Source organism: Kribbella sp. NBC_01505 (genome assembly GCF_045040285.1).
Taxonomy (GTDB): domain Bacteria; phylum Actinomycetota; class Actinomycetes; order Propionibacteriales; family Kribbellaceae; genus Kribbella.
In genome coordinates this window covers 7798358-7819045 of record NZ_CP109425.1, presented here as the reverse complement: position 1 = coordinate 7819045, position 20688 = coordinate 7798358, and the positions used below count along the sequence as shown (strand labels likewise).

Sequence of the window (20688 nt, the reverse complement as noted above, 5' to 3'; positions counted from 1 at the left end):
CGTCCGAAGGATCGGAGTACACCGCCTCCGGTTCTTTCGGACGTTACGAGAAAGGGCCGACCGGGGTGCACCGGTCGGCCCTTCTGCGGTGGTTAGTTGGCGATCAGGGAGCGGAGGACGTACTGGAGGATGCCGCCGTTGCGGTAGTAGTCCGCCTCACCGGGGGTGTCGATGCGGACGACCGCCTCGAACTCCTTGACCTCACCGGCCGGCGAGGTCGCGGTGACGTGGACGGTGCGCGGGACCGAGCCGTCGTTCAGCACGGTGACGCCGCTGATGTCGAAGGTCTCCTCGCCGGTCAGACCGAGCGACTCCGCGTTCTCACCCTCCGGATACTGCAGCGGGAGCACGCCCATGCCGATCAGGTTCGACCGGTGGATGCGCTCGAACGACTCCGTGATCACCGCGCGGGCGCCGAGCAGCGCCGTACCCTTGGCTGCCCAGTCGCGCGACGAACCCGAGCCGTACTCCTTGCCGGCCAGGATGACGAGCGGGATGCCGGCCTCGGCGTACGCCTCGGAGGCTTCGTAGATGCTCGTCACGGGCGCGTCGTCCTTGGTGAAGTCGCGCGTGAAGCCGCCCTCGGTGCCCGGTGCGATCTGGTTGCGCAGGCGGATGTTCGCGAAGGTGCCGCGGATCATCACCTCGTGGTTGCCACGCCGCGAACCGTAGGAGTTGAAGTCCTTACGGTCGATGTTGTGGTCGGCCAGGTACTTGCCCGCCGGGCTGTCGGCCTTGATCGCACCGGCCGGCGAGATGTGGTCGGTCGTCACCGAGTCGCCGAGCTTGGCCAGCACGCGCGCCCCGGCGATGTCGGTCACCGGCGACGGCTCGTGCGCCATGCCGTCGAAGTACGGAGGCTTGCGCACGTACGTCGACTCGGGGTCCCACGCGAAGGTCTTGCCCTCCGGCGTCGGCAGCGACTGCCAGCGCTCGTCACCGGCGAACACGTCGGCGTAGTCCTTGGTGAACATCTCCTTGGTGATCGAGCTCGCGATCACGGCCTCGACGTCGGCCGCGACCGGCCAGATGTCGCGCAGGAAGACGTCGTTCCCGTCGGTGTCCTGGCCCAGGGCGTCGGTCTCGAAGTCGAAGTCCATGGTGCCGGCCAGCGCGTACGCGATCACCAGCGGCGGGCTCGCCAGGTAGTTCATCTTCACGTCCGGGTTGATCCGGCCCTCGAAGTTGCGGTTGCCCGACAGCACCGACACCACTGCCAGATCGGCCGCCTGGACGCCGGCCGAGACGGCCTCCGGGAGCGGGCCGGAGTTCCCGATGCAGGTGGTGCAGCCGTAACCGACCAGGTGGAAGCCGAGCTTCTCCAGGTACGGCGTGACGCCCGCCTTCTCGTAGTAGTCGGTGACGACCTTCGACCCGGGCGCGAGTGAGGTCTTCACCCACGGCTTCGAGGCGAGGCCCTTGTCGACCGCGTTCTTGGCCAGCAGCGCGGCGGCCATCATGACCGACGGGTTCGACGTGTTGGTGCAGGAGGTGATGGAGGCGATCACGACGTGGCCGTGGTCGAGCTCGATCTCCTGGCCGTCCAGCGTGACCGTGGTCTTCTTGGTCGGCCGGTCCGCCTTCTGCGGCGAGTTGTGCGGGTTGTCGTCGACGTGACCGTGCCCGTTCGGCGCGTCGCTGGCCGGGAAGCTCCCGGTCTCCGACGGGTCGACGTCGAGCTCCTCGGTGGCGTAGTCACCGAGGACGCCGCGGAACGACTCCTTGGCCTTGGTGACCTCGATCCGGTCCTGCGGACGCTTCGGGCCGGCGATCGACGGAACGACCGTCGACAGATCCAGCTCGAGGTACTCCGAGAAGCGCGGCTCGACGGCCGGGTTGTGCCAGAGGCCCTGCTCCTTGGCGTAGGCCTCGACCAGCGCGACCTCGTCGTCACCGCGACCGGTCAGCCGCAGATACTCCAGCGTGATGTCGTCGATCGGGAAGATCGCACAGGTCGAGCCGAACTCCGGGCTCATGTTGCCGATGGTGGCGCGGTTGGCCAGCGGCACCGCGGTCACACCTTCGCCGTAGAACTCGACGAACTTGCCGACCACACCGTGCTTGCGCAGCATCTGGGTGATCGTCAGCACGACGTCGGTCGCGGTCGCGCCGGCCGGAACCGAACCGGTCAGCTTGAAGCCGACCACCTTCGGGATCAGCATGCTGACCGGCTGGCCGAGCATCGCGGCCTCGGCCTCGATACCGCCGACGCCCCAGCCCAGCACCCCGAGGCCGTTGACCATCGTGGTGTGGCTGTCGGTGCCGACGCAGGTGTCCGGGTAGGCCTGGCCGTTGCGGACCATCACCGTCCGGGCGAGGTGCTCGATGTTGACCTGGTGCACGATGCCGGTACCCGGCGGGACGACCTTGAACTCGTCGAACGCGGTCTGGCCCCAGCGCAGGAACTGGTAGCGCTCACGGTTGCGCCCGTACTCGAACTCGACGTTGCGCTCGAAGGCGTCCGGCGTACCGAAGACGTCGATGATGACCGAGTGGTCGATGACCAGCTCGGCCGGCGCCAGCGGGTTGATCTTGGTCGGGTCGCCCCCGAGCTCGGCCACCGCCTCGCGCATGGTGGCCAGGTCGACCACACACGGCACCCCGGTGAAGTCCTGCATGATCACCCGGGCCGGGGTGAACTGGATCTCCGTGTCCGGAGCCGCGTTCTGATCCCAGTTGCCCAGCTTGCGGATGTGGTCGGCGGTGATGTTCGCGCCGTCCTCGGTGCGCAGCAGGTTCTCCAGCAGCACCTTGAGGGAGTAGGGCAGCGTCTCCGCACCCTCGATACCCGCCAACCTGAAGATCTCGTACGACTGTCCGTTGACCTCGAGTGCCCCCTGGGCACCGAAGCTGTCGACGCTCGCCATCAACCTGCTCCTCTATCCGGTCCAGTTCCGCTGGGGCCCATCCTCCCGGGCCCCGCGTCTCGCCCCGAGGTCAGGTAAACCTAACTTCGGAGCGAGGAAGTCTCTCGACATCAAGATACACGACATCGAGTCATATTTTCGAGGTGACGCTGCCGAAGCTCGTCAGGAGAGCTGGGGAAGAACTTCGGACGCGATCAGATCGAGGTGGTCCAGGTCGCCCAGGTCCATGATCTGCACGTATTCGCACTGCGAACCCACCGCGGCGAACTGACCGAGCCGATCGACGACCTCGGCCGGCGTCCCCGCGATCGCACCCTTGCGGAGCTCGTCCACATCGCGCCCGATCGCGTCGGCCCGCCGCTTCACCTCCGCGTCGTCCTTCCCCACGACCACGGTGTGCGCGGTGGACAGGGCCAGCGTGCTCGAGGCGCGGCCGATCGCCGTACAGGCTGCTTGGGCGCGGTCGAACAGCGTCTTCGTCTCCTCGAGCGACTTGAAGCCGGCGTTGAACTCGGTCGCGTACTTCGCGGTCAGCTCCGGCGTGCGCTTCTTGCCGGCACCGCCGATGATGACCGGCGGGTGCGGCTGCTGGACCGGCTTGGGCAGCGCCGGGGAGTCCTTCAGCTGGTACTGCTTGCCGTCGAACTGGTACTTCTCCCCCACCGGCGTGTCCCACAGCCCGGTGATCACCTCGAGCTGCTCCTCGAGCAGGTCGAAGCGGCCCGGCGTGTCCGGGAAGTCGAGCCCGTACGCCGCGTGCTCCGCCTCGAACCAGCCTGCGCCGAGCCCGAGTTCCGCGCGGCCGCCGCTCATCTGGTCGACCTGGGCGACCGTGATCGCGAGCACGCCGGGGTGCCGGAACGTGACCGGGCTGACGAGCGTGCCGAGCTTGATGCGCTTGGTCTCACGGGCCAGGCCGGCGAGCGTGATCCAGGCGTCGGTCGGGCCCGGCAGACCGCCGCCGTCGCCCATCGCGAGGTAGTGGTCGGACCGGAAGAACGCGTCGAAGCCGTTCTCCTCGGTCCGCTGGGCGACGGCCAGGAGCTCGTCGTACGTGGCGCCTTGCTGGGGTTCGGTGAAGATCCTGAGAAGCATGCGGATAACGCTATCTCGCGTTCGAGAACAACCTCTCCACGTACGACGGCTGCCACCGCGGATCACGTGCAGTCAGGCGGCGGGCCAGGTTGCCGATGTCCAGCCGCGACTCGACCGGGGTGTCCCACCACTCGGGCACCTGGTCGTACCAGCGGTCGATCCGGAGCGTCCGGCCGGCCGCGTCGAGCCTGGCGAACAACCAACCGCCCTGCTCCCGAGCCTCGGTCAGCCACAGGTCGCCGAGCAACCCGCTGAGCTTGTCGGCCGCGAACTCCTCGCCGTCGACCTCGGGCGGCTCCAGATCGAACCGGTACGACGGGGCGTGGGGATCGAGCACCTGCACCTGGATGGTGAACCCCGAGGGCACGATCGCCGTCCGGGCTCGGCACCAAGCGTGCAGCGCGTCGAACGCCGAGGACCCGCCGGGCCGCGGGCGGACCCGCTCAACCTCGGCCCGCATCGCTTCCTCGAGCGAGCCCGGTATCAGCTCAACCCCAGGACCACCGGCGCCCACCAGCCCGAGCCCCGGAATCGACATCACGCCAAGCTTCGCGGCCGGCGCCTGCCGGGCCTCGCCGTACTCCTCCCGCTCGTCGTACGCCGGGCCAGGTGGTCGCTGCTCGTCGTAGGCCGGGCCAGGTGGTCGCTGCTCGTACGCCGCGCCCTCATCGACCGCCTGCCCGTACGCCGCTCCGTCGTCGACCGTCTGCCCGTACGCCGCGCCGTCGTCGACGGTCTGCCCGTACGCCGCGCCGTCGTCGACCGTCTGCCCGTACGCCGCGCTCTCGTCGACTGCCTGCTCGTCCGCGAACGTGTCGCCAGGCTGCTGCTGCGTGCCGTCCTCATCTGCGAACACCACCGGGATCACCCCGGTCGCCTCATCCGCCTCCTCCGGCCACTCGTCGTACTGGCCACGCTCGTGCAGCTCGCCGTTCGGCGCCGGCGGCTCGGCCTGTGCCCGATTGACCGCTAGTTCGGGCTCCTGCTGCGTGCGAGTCAACGCATCCGAAGCACCCGTCGGCTGCCAGGCGCCCTGAAGGTCAGCGCCCACCTCACCCGTAGCGAGTGCCGCATCCACCGCCTGAATCACGCCAGTCGGCTCGTCATCCGCAAACTCGGCCGTCTGGTAGGCAGGCTGGCTCGGCTCCGCATCCGGCCAAGGCGACGGATCACCAGGCGTAGGCGACGGATCCGGAGCGGGCGCCGGCTCAGGCGGCGGCACCGGAGCGGGTTCAGGCGCAGGCTCCGGCTCTGCCGGCGGCACCGGATCCGGCTGAGGTGCAGGCTCCGGCTCAGGCCCCGGATACGGCCCCGGCACAGGCGTCGGCCGCGGCTCCGGACCAGGCACCGGGTGCGGGTCGGGCGTCGGATACGGATCCGGCGTCGGATACGGGTCAGGCCCTGGGCCCGGGTTCGGGTTCGGCGCGGGATACGGATCCGGAATCGGATGCGGCTCAGGCGCCGGGTACGGGTCTGGCGTCGGGTACGGGTCTGGCGTCGGCTCAGGTGTCGGCCGCGGCTCGGGACCAGGCGTCGGGTACGGATCCGGCGTGGGGTACGGATCCGGGCCAGGCGTGGGGTTAGGGCCAGGTACCGGGTACGGATCCGGGCTGGGTGTGGGGCCAGGGGCCGGGTAGGGATCCGGACCGGGCGTGGGGCGTGGGTCCGGCGAAGGGTGCGGGGTCGGCTGCGGCCAGGGCCCAGGCTGGGGCTGCGGCCACGGCTGCGGCTGGGGGTGAGGGTCGACCTGAGCTTCAGGGTGCTGCTCGGTCGAGGGCTCGACGAAGACCGGGATCTCGGCGGTCTCGTCATCCAGCAGGTCGTCCTGCGCACCAGCCTCCGGCGCGAACGGGCTGCCCGCGGCGAGGTCACGGCTCCCGGCGGACTCCCCCGGCAGGGCTCGCGCGTCTGTCCGGCCGTCCTCGATCGAACGAGCGGCGGTGCCCTGATCCGAGCTTGCTGCATCCGCCGGCTGGCCGCCGAACCTGCCTGCGGGGAACGGCGTACCCGGCTCCTGCGCCTCGGGCGTGAACGCGCCGGATTCGGCCGGCGCACTCGGCTGAGGTGCGAAGGGACTGTCGAACTGCTCTGCTGATCCCGCGAGCCCCTCCGGCTGTCCGGCGAACGGGCTGCTCGGCTGCTCGGCGGACGGGTCGGACGGCAACGCACCGGACTCGGTCCGCGTACTCGGCTGAGGCGCGAAGGGGTTGTCCGGCTGCTCAGCTGAACCCGCGAGCCCAGCCGACTGTGCGGCGTACGGGCTGCTGGGCTGTGTCGCAGCTGGGTCAGACGTGAACGCGTCGGACTCGGCCGGGGAGCCCGGTTGCGGGGCGAAGGGGGACGGGCCAGCGAAGGAGGCCGGGGCATCGGGGACAGCGGCGATCTCGGCGGTGGGGGCTTCGTCGTCGTCGACGAACGAGGCGGGCGATGCGATCGGGTGCTCGGCGGACGACGTACTGGCCGACTCTGCAGAGTTGGCTACCGGGGCGTCGGCGGTGGAGCGTGGGCCTTCGACCCACTCGCCGTTGATCCACGCAGGTCCGTCCCAGTTCTCGTTCGTGTCGGCGGAGCTGTCGGTCGGCGCGAACGGCGAATAGGCAGCGGTCGCCTCCGGATCGGCCGGGACCGCCGGGCGCTCGGCAGCGGCGTCGGACGGTACGGCGGCGAACGGCGAGTGAGCCGCAGTCGCATCCGGGTCAGCCGGAGCGGGAGCAAACGGCGAGTCGGCAGCGGTCGTGCCCGGGTCAGACGGCACAGGCGCAAACGGCGAACGCTCGGCAGTCGCGTCCGCGCCTGCGGGAGCGAACGGTGAGTAGGCGGCGGTCGCATTCGGATCGGCCGAGACCGCCGGGCGCTCAGCAGTCGCGTCTGCGTCAGACGGTACGGCGGCGAACGGCGAGTGAGCCGCGGTCGCATCCGGGTCAGCCGGTGCCGGCGCAAACGGGGAGTAGGCGGCGGTTGCATTCGGATCAGCCGAGACCGGAGGGACCGCCGGGCGCTCAGCAGTCGCATCCGCGTCAGAGCCCGCGGGAGCGAACGGGGTGTAGGCGGCGGTTGCGTCTTGGTCTACGGGGGCGGACCAGGACGGCTGTTCGGCGGTTTCCCAGTCTTGGTCGGGGGTCGGGGTGGCGCTGGCGGGAGCGTCGGCGAAGAGGCTGGCGTAGAAGTCGTCGCCCTCGTGGCGGCCGTCGCCTACGCGTGGAGGCTCGGAAGAGGGCAGGCGGTTGTACGGGAGGCCGTTGTCGGGCACATCGACCGGAACGTAGGACCCCAGGCCCGGAGCCGCGGCAGGCGGCGCGGCGGGCGCCGGCGCGGGGGCTTCCTCGGGCTTCCGCCGGCGGAGCCAACCCTGCTTCTTGCCGACCACGCCGTACTGATCGTCCTGCGGTGCCTCGTCACGACCGAACGGGACCTGCTGGTACGCCGCGGGCTGGCCGGTCTCGATCGGCGTACTACCGGTGTCGGTGGCGATCGGCTGGCCGGTGAACGGGCTGATACCGGGCGGGACGACGAAGGATTCCTCGTCGTCGTACCCCGGCCGGCCGTCAGGTGCTCCAGTCACGTCAGGCTCAACGACCGAACCCACGGTCACGTCAGGCTCGGACGGAAACTTTTCCGGGACCGCAAGATTCGGCGGTACGCCGACCACCGGCGGGCTGTACACCGGCACCCCGGTCGGCGGTGTGTCGTCGAACTCGTCAACAGCCGGCGCCGCACCCCCAGCGGCAAAAGCCCGCGCCGCCCCCGCCCCCGCGGGAAGGTCCGGCTGCACCGGCGACCGCGGGTCGATGTTGAACGGTGCGAAGAACGCGGCGAGCGCCTCCGCCGTGATGGCTCCGCCCGTGCGGATGAGCGCAACGCCATACGGAAGCAGCTCGTCCAGTCCGCCCAGGTAGTCGGCCCACTCCGCGACCCACTCGATCATTTCGCGAGCGGAGTCCTCCTCGGAGGTGATCCAGCCGCCGATCTGCAGGAAGCCGTCCGGAATCGGCTCCCACGGGTCGCCCTGGTACGCCGCGCGCGCCCACGTCCCGTTGAAGGCGCCGTAGACGAACCCCAGCTCCCCCGCCGCGAGCCGCTGCCGCACCTCGGGCAGGCCGATCCACTCCGGCGAGCCAGCGAGCAGATCCGACCCGGCCGTCTGGCTGTGCTGCGTCTGGTAGCCGAACAGCACGGCCCGGCCGTCACCGAGGCGCTGCAGGCGCAGGATGGATCCGGTCTCGTCCTGGTGGTAGTAACCGCCGTCGTCGGCGTACCACCGCCGGTCGAAACCGGTGGCGTGGGCCACGGCGGCGAGGGCGCTCCAGCGAGCGCGCAACTCCTCCGGGTCGTCGAGATCAACGAGCGGCATTCAGGTCTCCAGCGCATTGGAATCCAGACCCAGCACGCTACCCGAGGCTCCGGACACCCACCACTCAGCTGTCCACAGGTCAGTTGTCCACAGGCTGCAACACGGCGACGCACTCGATGTGGTGTGTCATCCCGAACAGATCGAAGGCCCGCAGCGACGCGATCCCGTAACCGAGCCGCCCGAACGTCTTCAGATCCCGCGCCAACGCGGCCGGGTCGCACGCTACGTAGGCGATCCGTCGCGGCGCCAGCGCCGCAATTCGCCGTACGACGTCCTTCCCGGCACCTGTCCGCGGCGGATCCAGCACGACCAGGTCGACGTGCTCGAGCCCCTGGCGGATCGCTGTGTTCAGCACCCGGTCCACATCACCTGCCTCGAGCGTCACACCCGGCAGATCGTGCAGATTGCGGCGTGCGTTCTTCACCGCGTCCTTGTCGCCCTCCACCGCGAGCACAGTGCACCCAGCCTCGGCCAGGAACGCCGCGAAGAGCCCCACACCGGAGTAGAGGTCCAGAGCGGTCTCCCCCGCCGCAGGCTCGAGTCCGCTCATCACAGCGTCCACCAGCGTCTCCGGAGCGGCCGGATGCACCTGCCAGAACCCGTTGGCCTCGACCCGGAACCGTCGGTTCCGCACAACCTCTACAACTCGACCAGCCGACGCAGAGTCCGTGACCACCGCAGTCTTGCCCTCAGACGACACCACAGCCTGAACAGACGCCACGTCAGGCCACCGCTGCGACAGCACATCCGGAGTCGCTGGGTGAGCGATCAGGCACTTGTCGATCGGGATCAGGTCATGGGACCGGTGCGCACGCATCCCCGGTCGGCCGTCGACTACGGCGTACCGCTGTCGTGTGCGCCAGCCCAGGCCGTCGTCCCCGGGTGACTCCATCACCACGGTCCGCTCGATCCCACCGATCCGCCGCAGCGTGTCGGAGACGACGGTGGCTTTCAGCCGGCGCTGCTCGACGATGTTGGCGTGCTGGAAGTCGCATCCACCACAAAGCCCCGGACCCGCGTGCGGGCACGGCGGCTCGATCCGCTGTGGCGACGGTGTGAGCACCTGGACGGCGTCGGCCCGCAGGTACTTGGCTGTCTGCTCGGTGATGCGGGCGTGCACCAGCTCGCCTGGTAGCGCGTGCCGGACGAAGACGACCTGGCCCTCGTACCGGGCCACACAGTGGCCACCGTGCGCCACTGGTCCTACTTCGACCTCAACTACCGTCCCGACGATGTTCTCGGCTGTGTTCTCGGCTGTCACCGATCTCCTGACGACTTGCGGGGCCCGCGACGTACCTGTCCGGCGACCCGTTCTTCCCGGTCCTGCCGCTCCTCAGCGACCTGGGACGAGATCAGCTGGTAAGGAACGGACGTAACCATCACACCAGGTGTGAACAAGAGCCGCCCCTTGAGCCGCAGTGCGCTCTGGTTGTGCAGCACGTGTTCCCACCAGTGTCCGACCACGTATTCGGGGATGTAGACCATCACCACGTCCCGCGGCGACTGCCTGCGGATGTCCCGCACGTACTGCAGGATCGGCCGGGTGATCTCCCGGTACGGCGACGCGAGGCGCTTCAGCGGGATCGGGATCCCCATCCGGTCCCACTCCGACTGCAGTACGTCGGACTCGTCCCGGTCGACGTCCACCGTGACCGCCTCGACTGTGTACGGCCGGGCCGCCTTGGCGAAGGCCAGCGCGCGCAGGGTCGGCTTGTGCAGCTTGGAGACCAGCACGATGGCGTGCACGCGGGACGGCAGCATCAGCGTCTCGTCACCGTCCACGGCCGTCTGCTTACCGACCGTGTCGTAGTGCCGGCGGATGCCCTTCATCAGCAGGAACAGCGCGGCCATCGCGATGATCGCGATGTAGGCGCCGTGGGTGAACTTGGTCAGCAGCACGATCACCAGCACGATGCCGGTCATGGTCAGGCCGACCGTGTTGATCACCCGGGACCGCATCATCTGCCGGCGCTTGCCGCCGTCGGTCTCGCTCTTCAGGTGCCGCGTCCAGTGCCGGATCATGCCGAACTGGCTGAGCGTGAAGCTGACGAACACCCCGACGATGTAGAGCTGGATCAGCTTGGTGACCTCGGCGTCGAAGGCGATGATCAGGCCGATCGCGCACAGCGCCAGCAGGATGATTCCGTTGCTGTAGGCAAGCCGGTCGCCGCGGGTGTGCAGCTGCCGCGGCAGGAAGCCGTCCCGGGCCAGGATCGAGCCGAGCACCGGGAAGCCGTTGAACGCCGTGTTCGCGGCCAGCACCAGGATCAGCATGGTCGCGCCGATCACCAGGTAGAACCCGGGCGGGAAGTTCGAGAAGACCGAGTCCGCGATCTGGGCGATCACGGTCTTCTGGGCGTAGCCCGGGCCGACCGGCTCGCCGTTCTGGGTCAGCTGGGTCGCGGGGTCCTCGGCGAACCGGAGCCGGATCTTGTCGGCCAGGAACAGGATGCTCATCAGCATCGTGACCGCGATCGTGCCGAGCAGCAGCAGCGTGGTCGCCGCGTTCTTGCTCTTCGGCTTCCGGAACGCCGGTACGCCGTTGCTGATCGCTTCGACACCGGTCAGCGCAGCGCATCCTGAGGAGAAGGCTCTGGCCAGCAGGAAGACCGCCGCGAGTCCGTTGAACACCTCGTGTCCCGGCTCGGGCCGGACCTCGAAGTGCGAGCTCTCGGCCATCGGCAGGTCACCGAACGCGTAGCGGACGACTCCCCACAGTGACATCCCGATCACCGCGGCCATGAACACGTACGTCGGGATCGCGAAGAAGGCACCGGACTCCCGGACGCCGCGCAGGTTCATCGCGGTCAGCAGCAGCACGAGCCCGACCCCGATCGGCACCTCGTGGCCGGCCAGGAACGGCAGCGCGGACTTCGCGTTCTGCACGCCCGAGGAGATCGACACGGCCACCGTGAGCACGTAGTCGACCATCAGCGCACTGGCCACGGTCAGGCCGGCCGTCGGGCCGATGTTGACCGTGGCGACCTCGTAGTCACCGCCACCGGAGGGGTAGGCGTGCACGTTCTGCCGGTACGACGCGACCACGACGAGCATCACGAACGCGACCAGCAGGCCGATCTTCCAGGAGAAGCTGTAGGCGGCCAGGCCGCTGATGGACAGGGTCAGGAAGATCTCGTCAGGTGCGTAGGCGACCGAGGACAGTGCGTCACTGGCGAACACCGGAAGGGCGAGCCGCTTGGGCAAAAGCGTCTCACCCAGCTGGGTGCTGCGCAGTTTGCGACCGAGCAGCAGCCGTTTACCGATATCGCCGAGAGCGGGAGTCACACGGGAGATGTTAGAGGGCCCCCGAGTCTCCTGTAGCGTCTATCCCTGCCGAACCGACCATTGTGCCCCCGTTGGGGCAAGGAGTGATCAGCGAGTGCACGTCGTCATCATGGGGTGCGGCCGCGTCGGTTCGACGCTGGCCAGAACTCTGGAGAAGCGTGGCCACACGGTCGCGATCATCGACCAGTCCGCGGACTCGTTCCGCCGCCTGAGCCCGAACTTCACCGGCCGCACGGTCACCGGGATGGGGTTCGACCGCGAGGTGCTGATCGAGGCCGGGATCGAGGAGGCCGAGGCGTTCGCCGCGGTCTCCAACGGCGACAACTCGAACATCCTGGCCGCCCGGGTGGCCCGCGAGAACTTCGGGATCGGCAACGTGGTGGCGCGCATCTACGACCCGGGCCGCGCCGAGGTCTACCAGCGGCTCGGTATCCCCACGGTCGGCACGGTCCGCTGGACGGTCGACCAGATGATCCGCCGGCTGCTGCCCGAGGGCTCGGAGCCGGAGTGGCGCGATCCATCGGCCACCATCCGGCTCGCCGAGGTGCACGTGCACTCGGACTGGGTCGGCCGGCTCGCCCTGGACATCGAGAAGGCCACCGGGACGCGTGTCGCATTCCTGACCCGGCTCGGCGAGGGCTTCCTGCCCAGGGCCGACACGGTCATCCAGGAGGGCGACCTGGTCCACGTCGTGATGCTGGAGCGGGACGCCGCCGCGATCGAGTCCCAGCTCGGCACCAAGCCTGAGGAGCTGTGATGCGGGTAGCCATCGCCGGGGCCGGACAGGTCGGCCGGTCGATCGCCAGCGAACTGCTGGACAACGGCCACGAGGTCCTGCTGATCGACAAGGACCCCCGAGCGATCAAGGCCGAGTCGGTACCGCGCGCCGAGTGGCTGCTCGCCGACGCCTGCGAGCTGTCGTCCCTGGAAGAGGCCGCGTTGCAGCGCTGCCAGGTGGCGATCGCCAGCACCGGCGACGACAAGGTCAACCTCGTCGTCTCCCTGCTCGCCAAGACCGAGTTCGGCGTCCCCCGGACCGTTGCCCGGGTCAATCACCCGCGCAACGAGTGGATGTTCAACGAGGCCTGGGGCGTAGACGTCTCCGTCTCCACCCCGCGCATCATGTCCGCCCTGGTAGAAGAAGCAGTCTCCGTGGGTGATCTCGTCCGCCTCTTCACCTTCCGCCAAGGCGACGCCAACCTCGTAGAGCTCACCCTCCCCGAGGACTCCCCCATGATCGGCCGCCGGGTCGGCGACATCGACTGGCCCCTGGACACCGCCCTGGTGGTCATCCTCCGCGAAGGCCGAGTCCTCCGCCCGGAACCCGACGGCACCCTCGAGCTCAACGACGAGCTCCTCTTCGTAGCCGCCGACGAAACCGAAGAGCAGCTGGAAGACATGCTCTCCCCCCACCACCACCGCCCCGGCCGCCCCCAGTAACGGCCGACCCCGCCCCCGTCCTGCAGGCTTGAAAAAAAGGTCGATCCGCTGGGGTCGTTCCCTGCGACAGTCAGGGTATGAGCACGTCGACCGACTCGGACCTCCTGCGGCGGATCGCCGCCGGAGACGAGGCTGCGCTGCGGCTCTTGTACGAACGGCACGCGGGCTGGCTGCTGCTCCGGCTGAACCGGCGCTGCGGCAACGCAGAACTGGTGGCCGGCGCGTTGCAGGACACCTTCGTCGCCGTTTGGCAGTCAGCGGGACGCTGGCGGGGTGAGGGCGAGGTGGCGGCCTGGCTCTGGGGGATCTCGGTCCGCCGCCTCGTCTCCGCCCTCCGCGGCCGGCCCGCGATCGATCCACTCGGCGAGGAGATCGTCGATGCCGCCACCGACCTGGTGCAGAGCGCCGAGGACGAGTTGCTCCTCGGTGTCGAGTACGGCGACGTCGGCCGGGCGTTGCGATCGCTGCCGCCCGAGTTGCGGGAGATCGTCCAGGCCACCGTGATCGACGGGCTCACCACCAAGGAAGCGGCCAGTCTGCTCGGCATCCCGCAGGGCACGGTCAAGAGCCGCCTCCGGGTGGCCAAGGTCAGGCTGCGCGAACGGCTGCTGCCGATCAGGGACGGGAGAATCTGATGGCAGGCGAATGGCACCTCGGTCCCGAGTTGCTGGGCAGATATGCCGCCGGCACTCTCGATCTCGGACCGCAGGCCGCAGTTGAGGTTCACATCGTCGGCTGCTCCGACTGCCTGGCGCTGGCCTCGGCGATCGCTCCGAAGGACGTCCTGCAGGACGTCTGGACCGGCGTGCTGATCGCCACCGCTGCACCCAAGACATCGTGGCTCCTCCGCGTTCTCCAGCGACTCGGGCTCGGCGAAACCGACGCGGTCATCCTGCGAGCGTCCAGCTCGCTGTACCGGCCGTGGTTGCTGTCGCTGGTCGGAGCGTTCGTCCTGGGAGTCGCAGGCACCATGTTGCCGGCTGTGGAGCAGCGTGCCTTCTATCTCCTGGTCGCACCGCTGCTCCCGGCAATCATTGTGGCGGCGGCCTATGACTCGACCGACCCGATCCGCGAGCTCGCCGCCGGTACGCCGTACAGCAAACTCCGGATCGCCTTGCTGCGAACTGCTTTCGCGGTGGCGGTCGCACTCCCGTTGGTACTGGTTGGTGGTCTGGTCCTGCCCTTCGTGGGAGCCGACGCGTTCACTTGGTTGCTACCGGCACTGACCCTGACTCTTCTTGCTCTCGCTTTGCTGACCTGGTGGAACGCCGCCACGGCCGGCGGCACCGTCGCCGTGATCTGGCTGCTCGTCGTTGCGACCCTCCGCGCCGTCGACCAGGTCTCTGCTGTCGACACCCTCGTCGCTCAACTGGCCTTCGCCGCCGCAGCCCTCCTGGCACTGGCCGTCCTCACCGTCCGACTCAGCAGTTATCACGCACCAGGAGGCTACGCATGAGCGTCCAGATCGCCGTCCTCGACGGCGTCGCCAAGTCCTACGGCGGGACGGAGGCACTGCATCCGACCGATCTCGTATTCGGCCCCGGGGTGATCGGCCTGCTCGGCCCGAACGGCGCCGGCAAGTCCACCATGCTCCGGTTGCTCGCGACCGCGATGCCGCCGACGGCCGGCCGGATCGTCGTCGGTGGGCATCTGGCCACCGGCGGGATCGCGGACCGGACCGCCGCGCGGCGCAGACTGAGCTACCTGCCCCAGGAGGTCGGGATCCCGCGCCGGATGACCAGCTTCGGCTTCCTCGACTACATCGCCGTACTGAAGGAATGGAAGGACCGCGAGGCTCGGCACCGCGAAGTACTGCGGGTGCTCGGGCTGGTCAATCTGGAGGAGTCCCGGACGAAGCGGGTCTCTGCCCTGTCCGGCGGCCAGCGTCGCCGGCTCGCCCTCGCTCAGGCGCTGATGGGTGATCCCGACCTGGTCATCCTCGACGAACCAACCACCGGCCTGGATCCGGAACAACGCGCCTCGCTCCGCGGCATCCTCTCGTTGTACGCGACCCGCGGCTCTGTGCTGCTGTCCACCCATCAGACCGAGGACGTCTCGGCACTCTGCGACCGGGTGATCATTCTCGATGCCGGACGGATCCGCTTCGACGGAACCGTGCCCGAGCTTGTCGGTCTGGCCGAAGGGCAGGTCTGGGTCGGAGCCGAGTCCAACACTGGGGCCTTGTCGTCCTGGCGGACCGGCAACGGCGAGGTCCGATCACTCGGCGGTGCGCCGGCCGCAGGCAGCCGGCGAGCGGATCCCGCCGTCGAGGACGCCTACCTCCTCGTCCGCAGCGACGCCAAGATCGGAGAGGCCCGATGAGCGCCACCACCGTCCCACTCGATGCTCTGGCAGGTGAGTCCATGCTGGCTGAGCTGACCCGCAAAGAGATTGTCCGGTACGCCCGTCACCCACTGTTCCTGATCGGGGTCGTCCTGGTCGCCCTGACGTCGAGCGGCGCGAACACCCGGAGCTCCTCCCTCGACAACGTGATCGGCCCGGCCGCCGGACTCGGTGTCATCGGCCTGCTGGTGATGGCCTCGCTGACCCGCAGTTCCGACCAGATTGCCGATGCGGCCGGTGCCGTGGTGGTCGGTGAACGCACCCGGACCCTTGCACTGGTCGGCGCACTGGTGGTCCCGTTCACCGTCGGTCTGGCCTGGCTCGTCTGGGCGGTCTGGGCCTACAGCTACTGGCCGTCGGAACCGAACGGTGCGCCCTTCGGCGGGGTCAGTGACGGCTGGGCGTATGCGAACCTGGTCGCCCTCGGGCTGATCCCGTCACTCGGCGGCCCGATCCTGGGTCTCGTGCTCGGCCGGTGGGTCCATCGACGTGGCGCCGCGCCGATCTTCGCCGTGCTGCTGGTCGCGGAGACCATCGTGATGCAAGGCCTCTTCGAGCCGTTGCGCTATCCGCGGCTGATCGCGCCGTGGACCTACTTCACCGGCCAGATGGGGGTACCGGGTGACAACGAGCGCGTCGGAATCATGACGGGCTCACCACAGTGGTACTGCGGCTATCTCCTCGCGCTCTGCTGTCTGGGAGTCGTACTCGCGCTCCTGCACGATCGCGAACAGCCGCGCAACAAGCTGTACGCCGTACTGGGCGTGGTCGTGGTGATCGCCGTCGTCACCTGCGGCCTCGCTATCACCGGTGGCGTCCAGGAAATGATGGTCAACCCGATCCCCTCGCACTGATGATCACCTACAGCCACCGCGCCGTGCCCTGGGGACTCCTCGGGGTGGGCGCGGCCCTTCTGATCGGATTGCTCAGACTGGTCGAGCGCAGTCCGTACGTTTTGTGGCCCCTGCAGGGGACAGCAGTCGGCCTGCTCGCCGGCATCGCGGTCTGGTGCTACCGCGAGCCAGCAGCCTCATTGATCGACACGTTGCCCCGAGGACTGCGCTGGCGGACCACAGCCCGGTCGACGGGCCCCCTCCTTCTGCTGGTCGTTTGGTTGCTGGCGCTGCGATGGACCAGTACGGCGTACTTCGGGCACACCTGGGACATCGCCTGGCAGGGTGGCGCCGCGATGATCTGCGCGATCGGTTTCATGACCTGGACCCGCTCCCGCGGTTCGACCGGCCCGGCCCGAGCAGCCTCAGCAGCCATCGTCGGCGTCGCGCTGGCGGTCTCGCTGGCCCGGCCGGGCGCTCGCCACGTGCCGATCTTCCCCTACACCAGCACGGGCGACTGGCAGACCAGCCGCGTGCTCTGGGGCGGAGCAGCTGTCGCAATACTGCTTCTGCCGGTCCTGACGACGAGACGGCCAAGGGCTCGCGGGATCGATGGAGAGTGACCGGAGGCCTGCTCAGGATTCGCGAGCAGGCTCTTCGGTCTTCTTGTCCTCGGGTGGTGGCGGCTGGGTGCCCTTGAGGAGGTGGGTGAAGTTCTCTTTGACTTCGTCCCACTTGTCTTCGGGCATGGAGCTCCGGAGGACGGCGTACGCGGCCCAGAGGGTGAGGGCGTAGAAGGGGAGGCCGAGGGCGATCTTGGCTACGCCCAGGGCGTTCACGCTGTCGGTGAGGTACAGGGGCAGCATGATGGCCAGGCGGATGCCTACCTGGGCGGTGAAGACCATGGTGACGCGGTTGAGGGCCCGGTAGAGGACCTCGTCCTGGCGCCAGGCCAGCCAGGTCTGGGTGATGGCGCCGTACAGGAGGCCGAAGAGCGGGTAGCGGGTGATCAGCGTGATCGCGTAGACGACGAAGAAGCTCGCGTTCAGGATGATGCCGGGGAGGAAGACATCCTCGGCCTGACCCGTGCGGGACGCAGTGAAGGCGGAGATGCCGACGCCGACGAAGCCGCCGATCACGTTCGCGATCGGCTTGCGCTGGATCAGGCGGATGACGCCGACCAGAGCGGCCGCCGAGATCGCGACGATCAGGGCCAGCTTCAGGTCGTGGTCGCTGAACGCGTAGACCACGGTGAACGCGATCCACGGCAGGCCGATGTCGACCAGCATGCCGACCCAGCCCAGGACCTGCTTGGTGGTGCTCTTCGGCGGGGTGACCTCGGTGTCAGCCATGCGCAGCCGTCGGACGGAGCTCGTAGCGCGGGTTGAACATCACCCGGTCGCCGTCGACGACCCCGATCCGTCCGGAGGCGGTCAGCTCCGAGCCCGGGTGGATGCCGGCGATCTTGCGCCGTCCCAGCCAGACCAGCTTCACCGTGCCGGTGCCGTCGTACAACTCACCCTCCAACGCTGGTACGCCGCCGCGCGGGCTGAACGTGATGGTCCGCAACGTGCCGTACAGCGTGACGACCTCGCGGTCGCGGCAGCCGGTGATGGACCGCGCGCCACAGTCGTGCGCGTAGTCCCGAAGGACCTCTGCGTCCTGCTGGTCCCGGTCGCCGGCCAGCCCGCGGAAGGCCCGCCGGAACAGGCCGGCGGGTTTGTCGCTACCCATAGCTGTGATTGTAGTCCGGCTACGCTTCCGGAGCCTCTTCCACCGGCTGGGCGCCCTCGGGCAGCCGCAGCGGCAGGGACTCACGCACAGCCATCGGCTCGTCACCGCGGACGACGATCACCTGACGCAGCGTCTCCTCGAGCGGCGGCGCGGCCTCCGGGTCGACCGCGGCGCGGCCGAGGATGGTGGCGCGCAGCAGCCAGCGCGGACCGTCGACACCGACGACGCGCGAGGTCTGGCTGTAGATCTTGCCGTCCGGGTCCTCGACCGGGACGACCAGCACCAGCTCGGTGCCGAAGCCCGTCTCGGACTCGGTCGCGGTGCCGCCCATCCGGGTCGCCTCGCCGGCGATCTCCTGGCGAACCTCGTCCCAGATGCCGGTGCGCTTCGGCGCCGCGAAGGCGCGCAGCTCCAGCGCGGAGTCCTCGACGACGAGCAGGATCGCCTGCACGTCGCCGGACTGCTCGTCGACCTGCAGCCGCAGCTCCATGCCCGGGAGCCCGCTGATCACGAGGGCGCCGAGGTCGATCCGGTCCTCCGCCTCGAGCAGCTCCGGGTCCACCTCGGTCGAGTCGAACGGGCCCTCGGCACGCGGCTCCGCCGTACCGGTGGCCGCCTCGTCGGTCGCGGTCTCGAGGTCTTCGTTCTTGCTCTTCCGACGGAAGATCACAGCTCTTGCCTACTTCCCAAGTCGATTCCACTGCGTTGTATTGATTTGGCGGCGGTAGTCTCCCGCATCAAAGGTGTCACCCGTCGCACCTGTTCAGCGTGTCACATTCCCGAAGCCACCCGTCGAGCCGTACCCGCCCTCGCCGCGGTCGGAGCCGGGCAGCGTGGTCACCTCGACGAACTTGGCCTTCTCGACCTGCTGGATCACCAGCTGCGCGATCCGGTCGCCGCGCTTCAGTGTCACCTCGGCGTGCGGGTCGAGATTGATCAGGCAGACCTTGATCTCACCCCGGTAGCCCGCATCCACGGTGCCCGGCGCGTTCACGATCGACACCCCGTGTTTGGCGGCCAGTCCGGACCGCGGGTGCACGAGGGCGACGTACCCGTCCTGCAAGGCGATCGCGATGCCCGTACCGACCAGGCCGCGCTCGCCGGGCTTCAGGGTGATGTCGGAGACCGCCACCAGGTCCGCACCGGCGTCGCCGGGATGTGCGTACGCCGGAATCGGCAGGTCGGGGTCGAGTCGCTGGATGAGAACCTCAGTCACGAGAGGCGACCCTACCGACGCGCTCCGAGACGTCGCATGCCAGGCTGGCCCTGTGGGTGTCTACCGCGAAAAACTGAGCGTGCCGTTGTCCTGGTGGATCATCTCCGCCGCCGCTGTCGTGACGCTGTTCGGCATCACTGCCGTCCCGGCCGGGCTGCCGGCCGGGATCATCGTCGGCGGCATCACGCTGGCCGTCCTGCTCACCATCCTGATCCGGTACGGCGGCGCCCGCGTCGAGGTCGATGCCGATCGCCTCCGGGCCGGCCGAGCCGTCATCGAGCGCGCCCATCTGGGCCCTGTCGAGGCACTGACCGGCGAAGCTGCCCGGAACGCCTTCGGCCGCGACTGTGACCCCAAGGCCTACCTGCTGCTGCGCAGCTACGCCCCCGGCGCGGTCCGGGTCGCGATCACCGATCCGGGCGACCCCACACCGTACTGGGTGCTCGCCACGCGGAACCCGGAACGGTTGGCAGCCGCTCTGAGCGGGCACAGCGTGACAAGATCCTGACTGTCAGGCAATTCGCTGAGGAGGGTATGTCGTGGTCGGAGCCAAGATCGGCTGGAAGTTGGTGCAGACCGCATTCTCGGTCGCAGTCGGTATCGCGGCCAGTAAGGCGGTCGGCGCGGCCTGGAAGCTCGGCTCGGGCGGCAAGCCGCCGAAGAAGGGCCAAGGCGGGTATCTGGAGGTCGCCGCCTGGGCAGCTGCCAGCGCTGCTGCCGCAGCCGTCGCGACGGTGTTCGCCGAGCGCCAGGCAGCGTCGTACTACCTGCGGTCCACCGGACACGCCCCTCCCGGCTGGGAGCAGGACGGCACGGTGGCCAGCGGGCTCGTGAAGAGCATCGACAAGGACTGATTCAGACACGACGAACGGGACCGTCCTCGCTCGAGGACAGTCCCGTTCGTCGCTTGTCGTGCGAAGAAGAGGGCTCTGGGTCAGGCCGCGCAGTCGCGGCAGATCAGCTGGCCCTTCTTCGTCTCGGCGAGCTGGCTGCGGTGGTGAACCAGGAAGCAGCTCGAACACGTGAACTCGTCGGCCTGGCGTGGCAGCACCCGCACTGCCAGCTCTTCGTGACTCAGGTCGGCACCGGGCAGCTCGAAGCTCTCGGCCGCCTCCGCCTCGTCCTCGTCGACCTTGCCGGAGTTCTTGTCGTGACGGCGAGTCTTCAGTTCCTCGATCGACTCTTCGGAAGCGTCTTCGTCCGTCTTGCGCGGGGCGTCGTAATCAGTCGCCATGGTGTTCCCTGCCCTCTTCGTACCCGTGGTGTTGCCTTGCTGAGCCCTTGAACGGGTGGAGTGGCCGAGAAATTCCGCGCTGAAGCACCGCGCCGAACGTTTCGTCCCCCGAAACCCTTGACAGCCAGGCCGAGAGCGGCAACTTCCGCTCCCGAGGACGGGATTGTGCCCTATCGAAGGCCCTTCGCGCGCGCCGGGGTCCAACTTGTGACCCGCGTGTCGCAACAATTGTCAGGACCGAACAATTGAATGCTCATTACCGCCCAGTTCGAGCAGAAATGAACACAAAA

General features: G+C 68.8%; 19 protein-coding genes. 9 read left to right on the top strand and 10 right to left on the bottom strand.

What is annotated here, in order from left to right; all coding sequences use genetic code 11:
* Nucleotides 1-92 precede the first annotated feature (92 nt).
* From acnA to OG474_RS36730, 5 genes are all read right to left on the bottom strand, one after another.
* Complete coding sequence (gene acnA / locus OG474_RS36750; protein ID WP_405058248.1) at nt 93-2867, bottom strand: aconitate hydratase AcnA; 2775 nt, start codon at nt 2865-2867, stop codon at nt 93-95.
* Between the two features lie 162 nt (nt 2868-3029).
* Entirely contained in the window at nt 3030-3962 is a 933-nt protein-coding gene (locus tag OG474_RS36745) for an LLM class F420-dependent oxidoreductase (RefSeq protein ID WP_405058247.1), read from the bottom strand.
* A gap of 10 nt (nt 3963-3972) precedes the next feature.
* On the bottom strand, nt 3973-8313 hold the full coding sequence (locus OG474_RS36740; protein WP_405058246.1) for a hypothetical protein: 4341 nt from the start codon (nt 8311-8313) through the stop codon (nt 3973-3975).
* Between the two features lie 79 nt (nt 8314-8392).
* The gene (locus tag OG474_RS36735) at nt 8393-9574 is read right to left on the bottom strand and encodes a class I SAM-dependent RNA methyltransferase (protein ID WP_405058245.1); all 1182 of its coding nucleotides are present in this window, start codon (nt 9572-9574) and stop codon (nt 8393-8395) included.
* Nucleotides 9571-11598 carry an APC family permease gene (locus OG474_RS36730; protein ID WP_405058244.1) on the bottom strand — a complete coding sequence of 676 codons (2028 nt, stop codon included), beginning with the start codon at nt 11596-11598 and terminating at the stop codon, nt 9571-9573. Before OG474_RS36730 ends, OG474_RS36735 begins: the two co-directional genes overlap by 4 nt.
* Nucleotides 11599-11707: 109 nt before the next feature.
* Between OG474_RS36730 and OG474_RS36725 the strand changes: the two genes are divergently transcribed.
* The 7 genes from OG474_RS36725 to OG474_RS36695 all read left to right on the top strand — a co-directional run bounded on the left by OG474_RS36725 (nt 11708) and on the right by OG474_RS36695 (nt 16837).
* Nucleotides 11708-12355: a potassium channel family protein gene (locus tag OG474_RS36725; RefSeq protein WP_405064650.1), complete on the top strand. Its 648-nt coding sequence runs from the start codon at nt 11708-11710 to the stop codon at nt 12353-12355.
* Nucleotides 12355-13038 carry a potassium channel family protein gene (locus tag OG474_RS36720; RefSeq protein WP_405058243.1) on the top strand — a complete coding sequence of 228 codons (684 nt, stop codon included), beginning with the start codon at nt 12355-12357 and terminating at the stop codon, nt 13036-13038. The genes OG474_RS36725 and OG474_RS36720 overlap by 1 nt, the downstream gene beginning before the upstream one ends.
* 77 nt (nt 13039-13115) lie before the next feature.
* Entirely contained in the window at nt 13116-13673 is a 558-nt protein-coding gene (locus OG474_RS36715) for an RNA polymerase sigma factor (RefSeq protein WP_405058242.1), read from the top strand.
* Nucleotides 13673-14494, top strand: coding sequence for a zf-HC2 domain-containing protein (locus OG474_RS36710; RefSeq protein WP_405058241.1), 822 nt, complete (start codon nt 13673-13675; stop codon nt 14492-14494). Before OG474_RS36715 ends, OG474_RS36710 begins: the two co-directional genes overlap by 1 nt.
* The gene (locus OG474_RS36705) at nt 14491-15360 is read left to right on the top strand and encodes an ATP-binding cassette domain-containing protein (RefSeq protein WP_405058240.1); all 870 of its coding nucleotides are present in this window, start codon (nt 14491-14493) and stop codon (nt 15358-15360) included. Before OG474_RS36710 ends, OG474_RS36705 begins: the two co-directional genes overlap by 4 nt.
* Nucleotides 15357-16235, top strand: coding sequence for a hypothetical protein (locus tag OG474_RS36700; RefSeq protein WP_405058239.1), 879 nt, complete (start codon nt 15357-15359; stop codon nt 16233-16235). Before OG474_RS36705 ends, OG474_RS36700 begins: the two co-directional genes overlap by 4 nt.
* The gene (locus OG474_RS36695) at nt 16235-16837 is read left to right on the top strand and encodes a hypothetical protein (RefSeq protein WP_405058238.1); all 603 of its coding nucleotides are present in this window, start codon (nt 16235-16237) and stop codon (nt 16835-16837) included. The genes OG474_RS36700 and OG474_RS36695 overlap by 1 nt, the downstream gene beginning before the upstream one ends.
* A gap of 12 nt (nt 16838-16849) precedes the next feature.
* On the opposite strand, the gene OG474_RS36690 is transcribed toward OG474_RS36695, so the two are convergent.
* From OG474_RS36690 to dut, 4 genes are all read right to left on the bottom strand, one after another.
* A complete protein-coding gene (locus OG474_RS36690) occupies nt 16850-17566 on the bottom strand; it encodes a DUF3159 domain-containing protein (RefSeq protein WP_405058237.1) in 717 nt (238 codons plus the stop codon).
* A complete protein-coding gene (locus OG474_RS36685) occupies nt 17559-17948 on the bottom strand; it encodes an OB-fold nucleic acid binding domain-containing protein (RefSeq protein WP_132169673.1) in 390 nt (129 codons plus the stop codon). Before OG474_RS36685 ends, OG474_RS36690 begins: the two co-directional genes overlap by 8 nt.
* Before the next feature lie 19 nt (nt 17949-17967).
* The gene (locus OG474_RS36680; RefSeq protein ID WP_405058236.1) at nt 17968-18618 is read right to left on the bottom strand and encodes a DUF3710 domain-containing protein; all 651 of its coding nucleotides are present in this window, start codon (nt 18616-18618) and stop codon (nt 17968-17970) included.
* Between the two features lie 93 nt (nt 18619-18711).
* The gene (gene dut / locus OG474_RS36675) at nt 18712-19164 is read right to left on the bottom strand and encodes a dUTP diphosphatase (protein ID WP_405058235.1); all 453 of its coding nucleotides are present in this window, start codon (nt 19162-19164) and stop codon (nt 18712-18714) included.
* 52 nt (nt 19165-19216) lie between these two features.
* Between dut and OG474_RS36670 the strand changes: the two genes are divergently transcribed.
* Complete coding sequence (locus tag OG474_RS36670; RefSeq protein ID WP_405058234.1) at nt 19217-19672, top strand: DUF3093 domain-containing protein; 456 nt, start codon at nt 19217-19219, stop codon at nt 19670-19672.
* Nucleotides 19673-19703: 31 nt separating this feature from the next.
* Nucleotides 19704-20018 carry a DUF4235 domain-containing protein gene (locus OG474_RS36665; protein WP_405058233.1) on the top strand — a complete coding sequence of 105 codons (315 nt, stop codon included), beginning with the start codon at nt 19704-19706 and terminating at the stop codon, nt 20016-20018.
* A gap of 80 nt (nt 20019-20098) precedes the next feature.
* Here the strand turns inward: OG474_RS36665 and OG474_RS36660 are convergent, their stop codons facing one another.
* Complete coding sequence (locus OG474_RS36660) at nt 20099-20398, bottom strand: DUF4193 domain-containing protein (RefSeq protein ID WP_209699760.1); 300 nt, start codon at nt 20396-20398, stop codon at nt 20099-20101.
* Between the last annotated feature and the right edge of the window lie 290 nt (nt 20399-20688).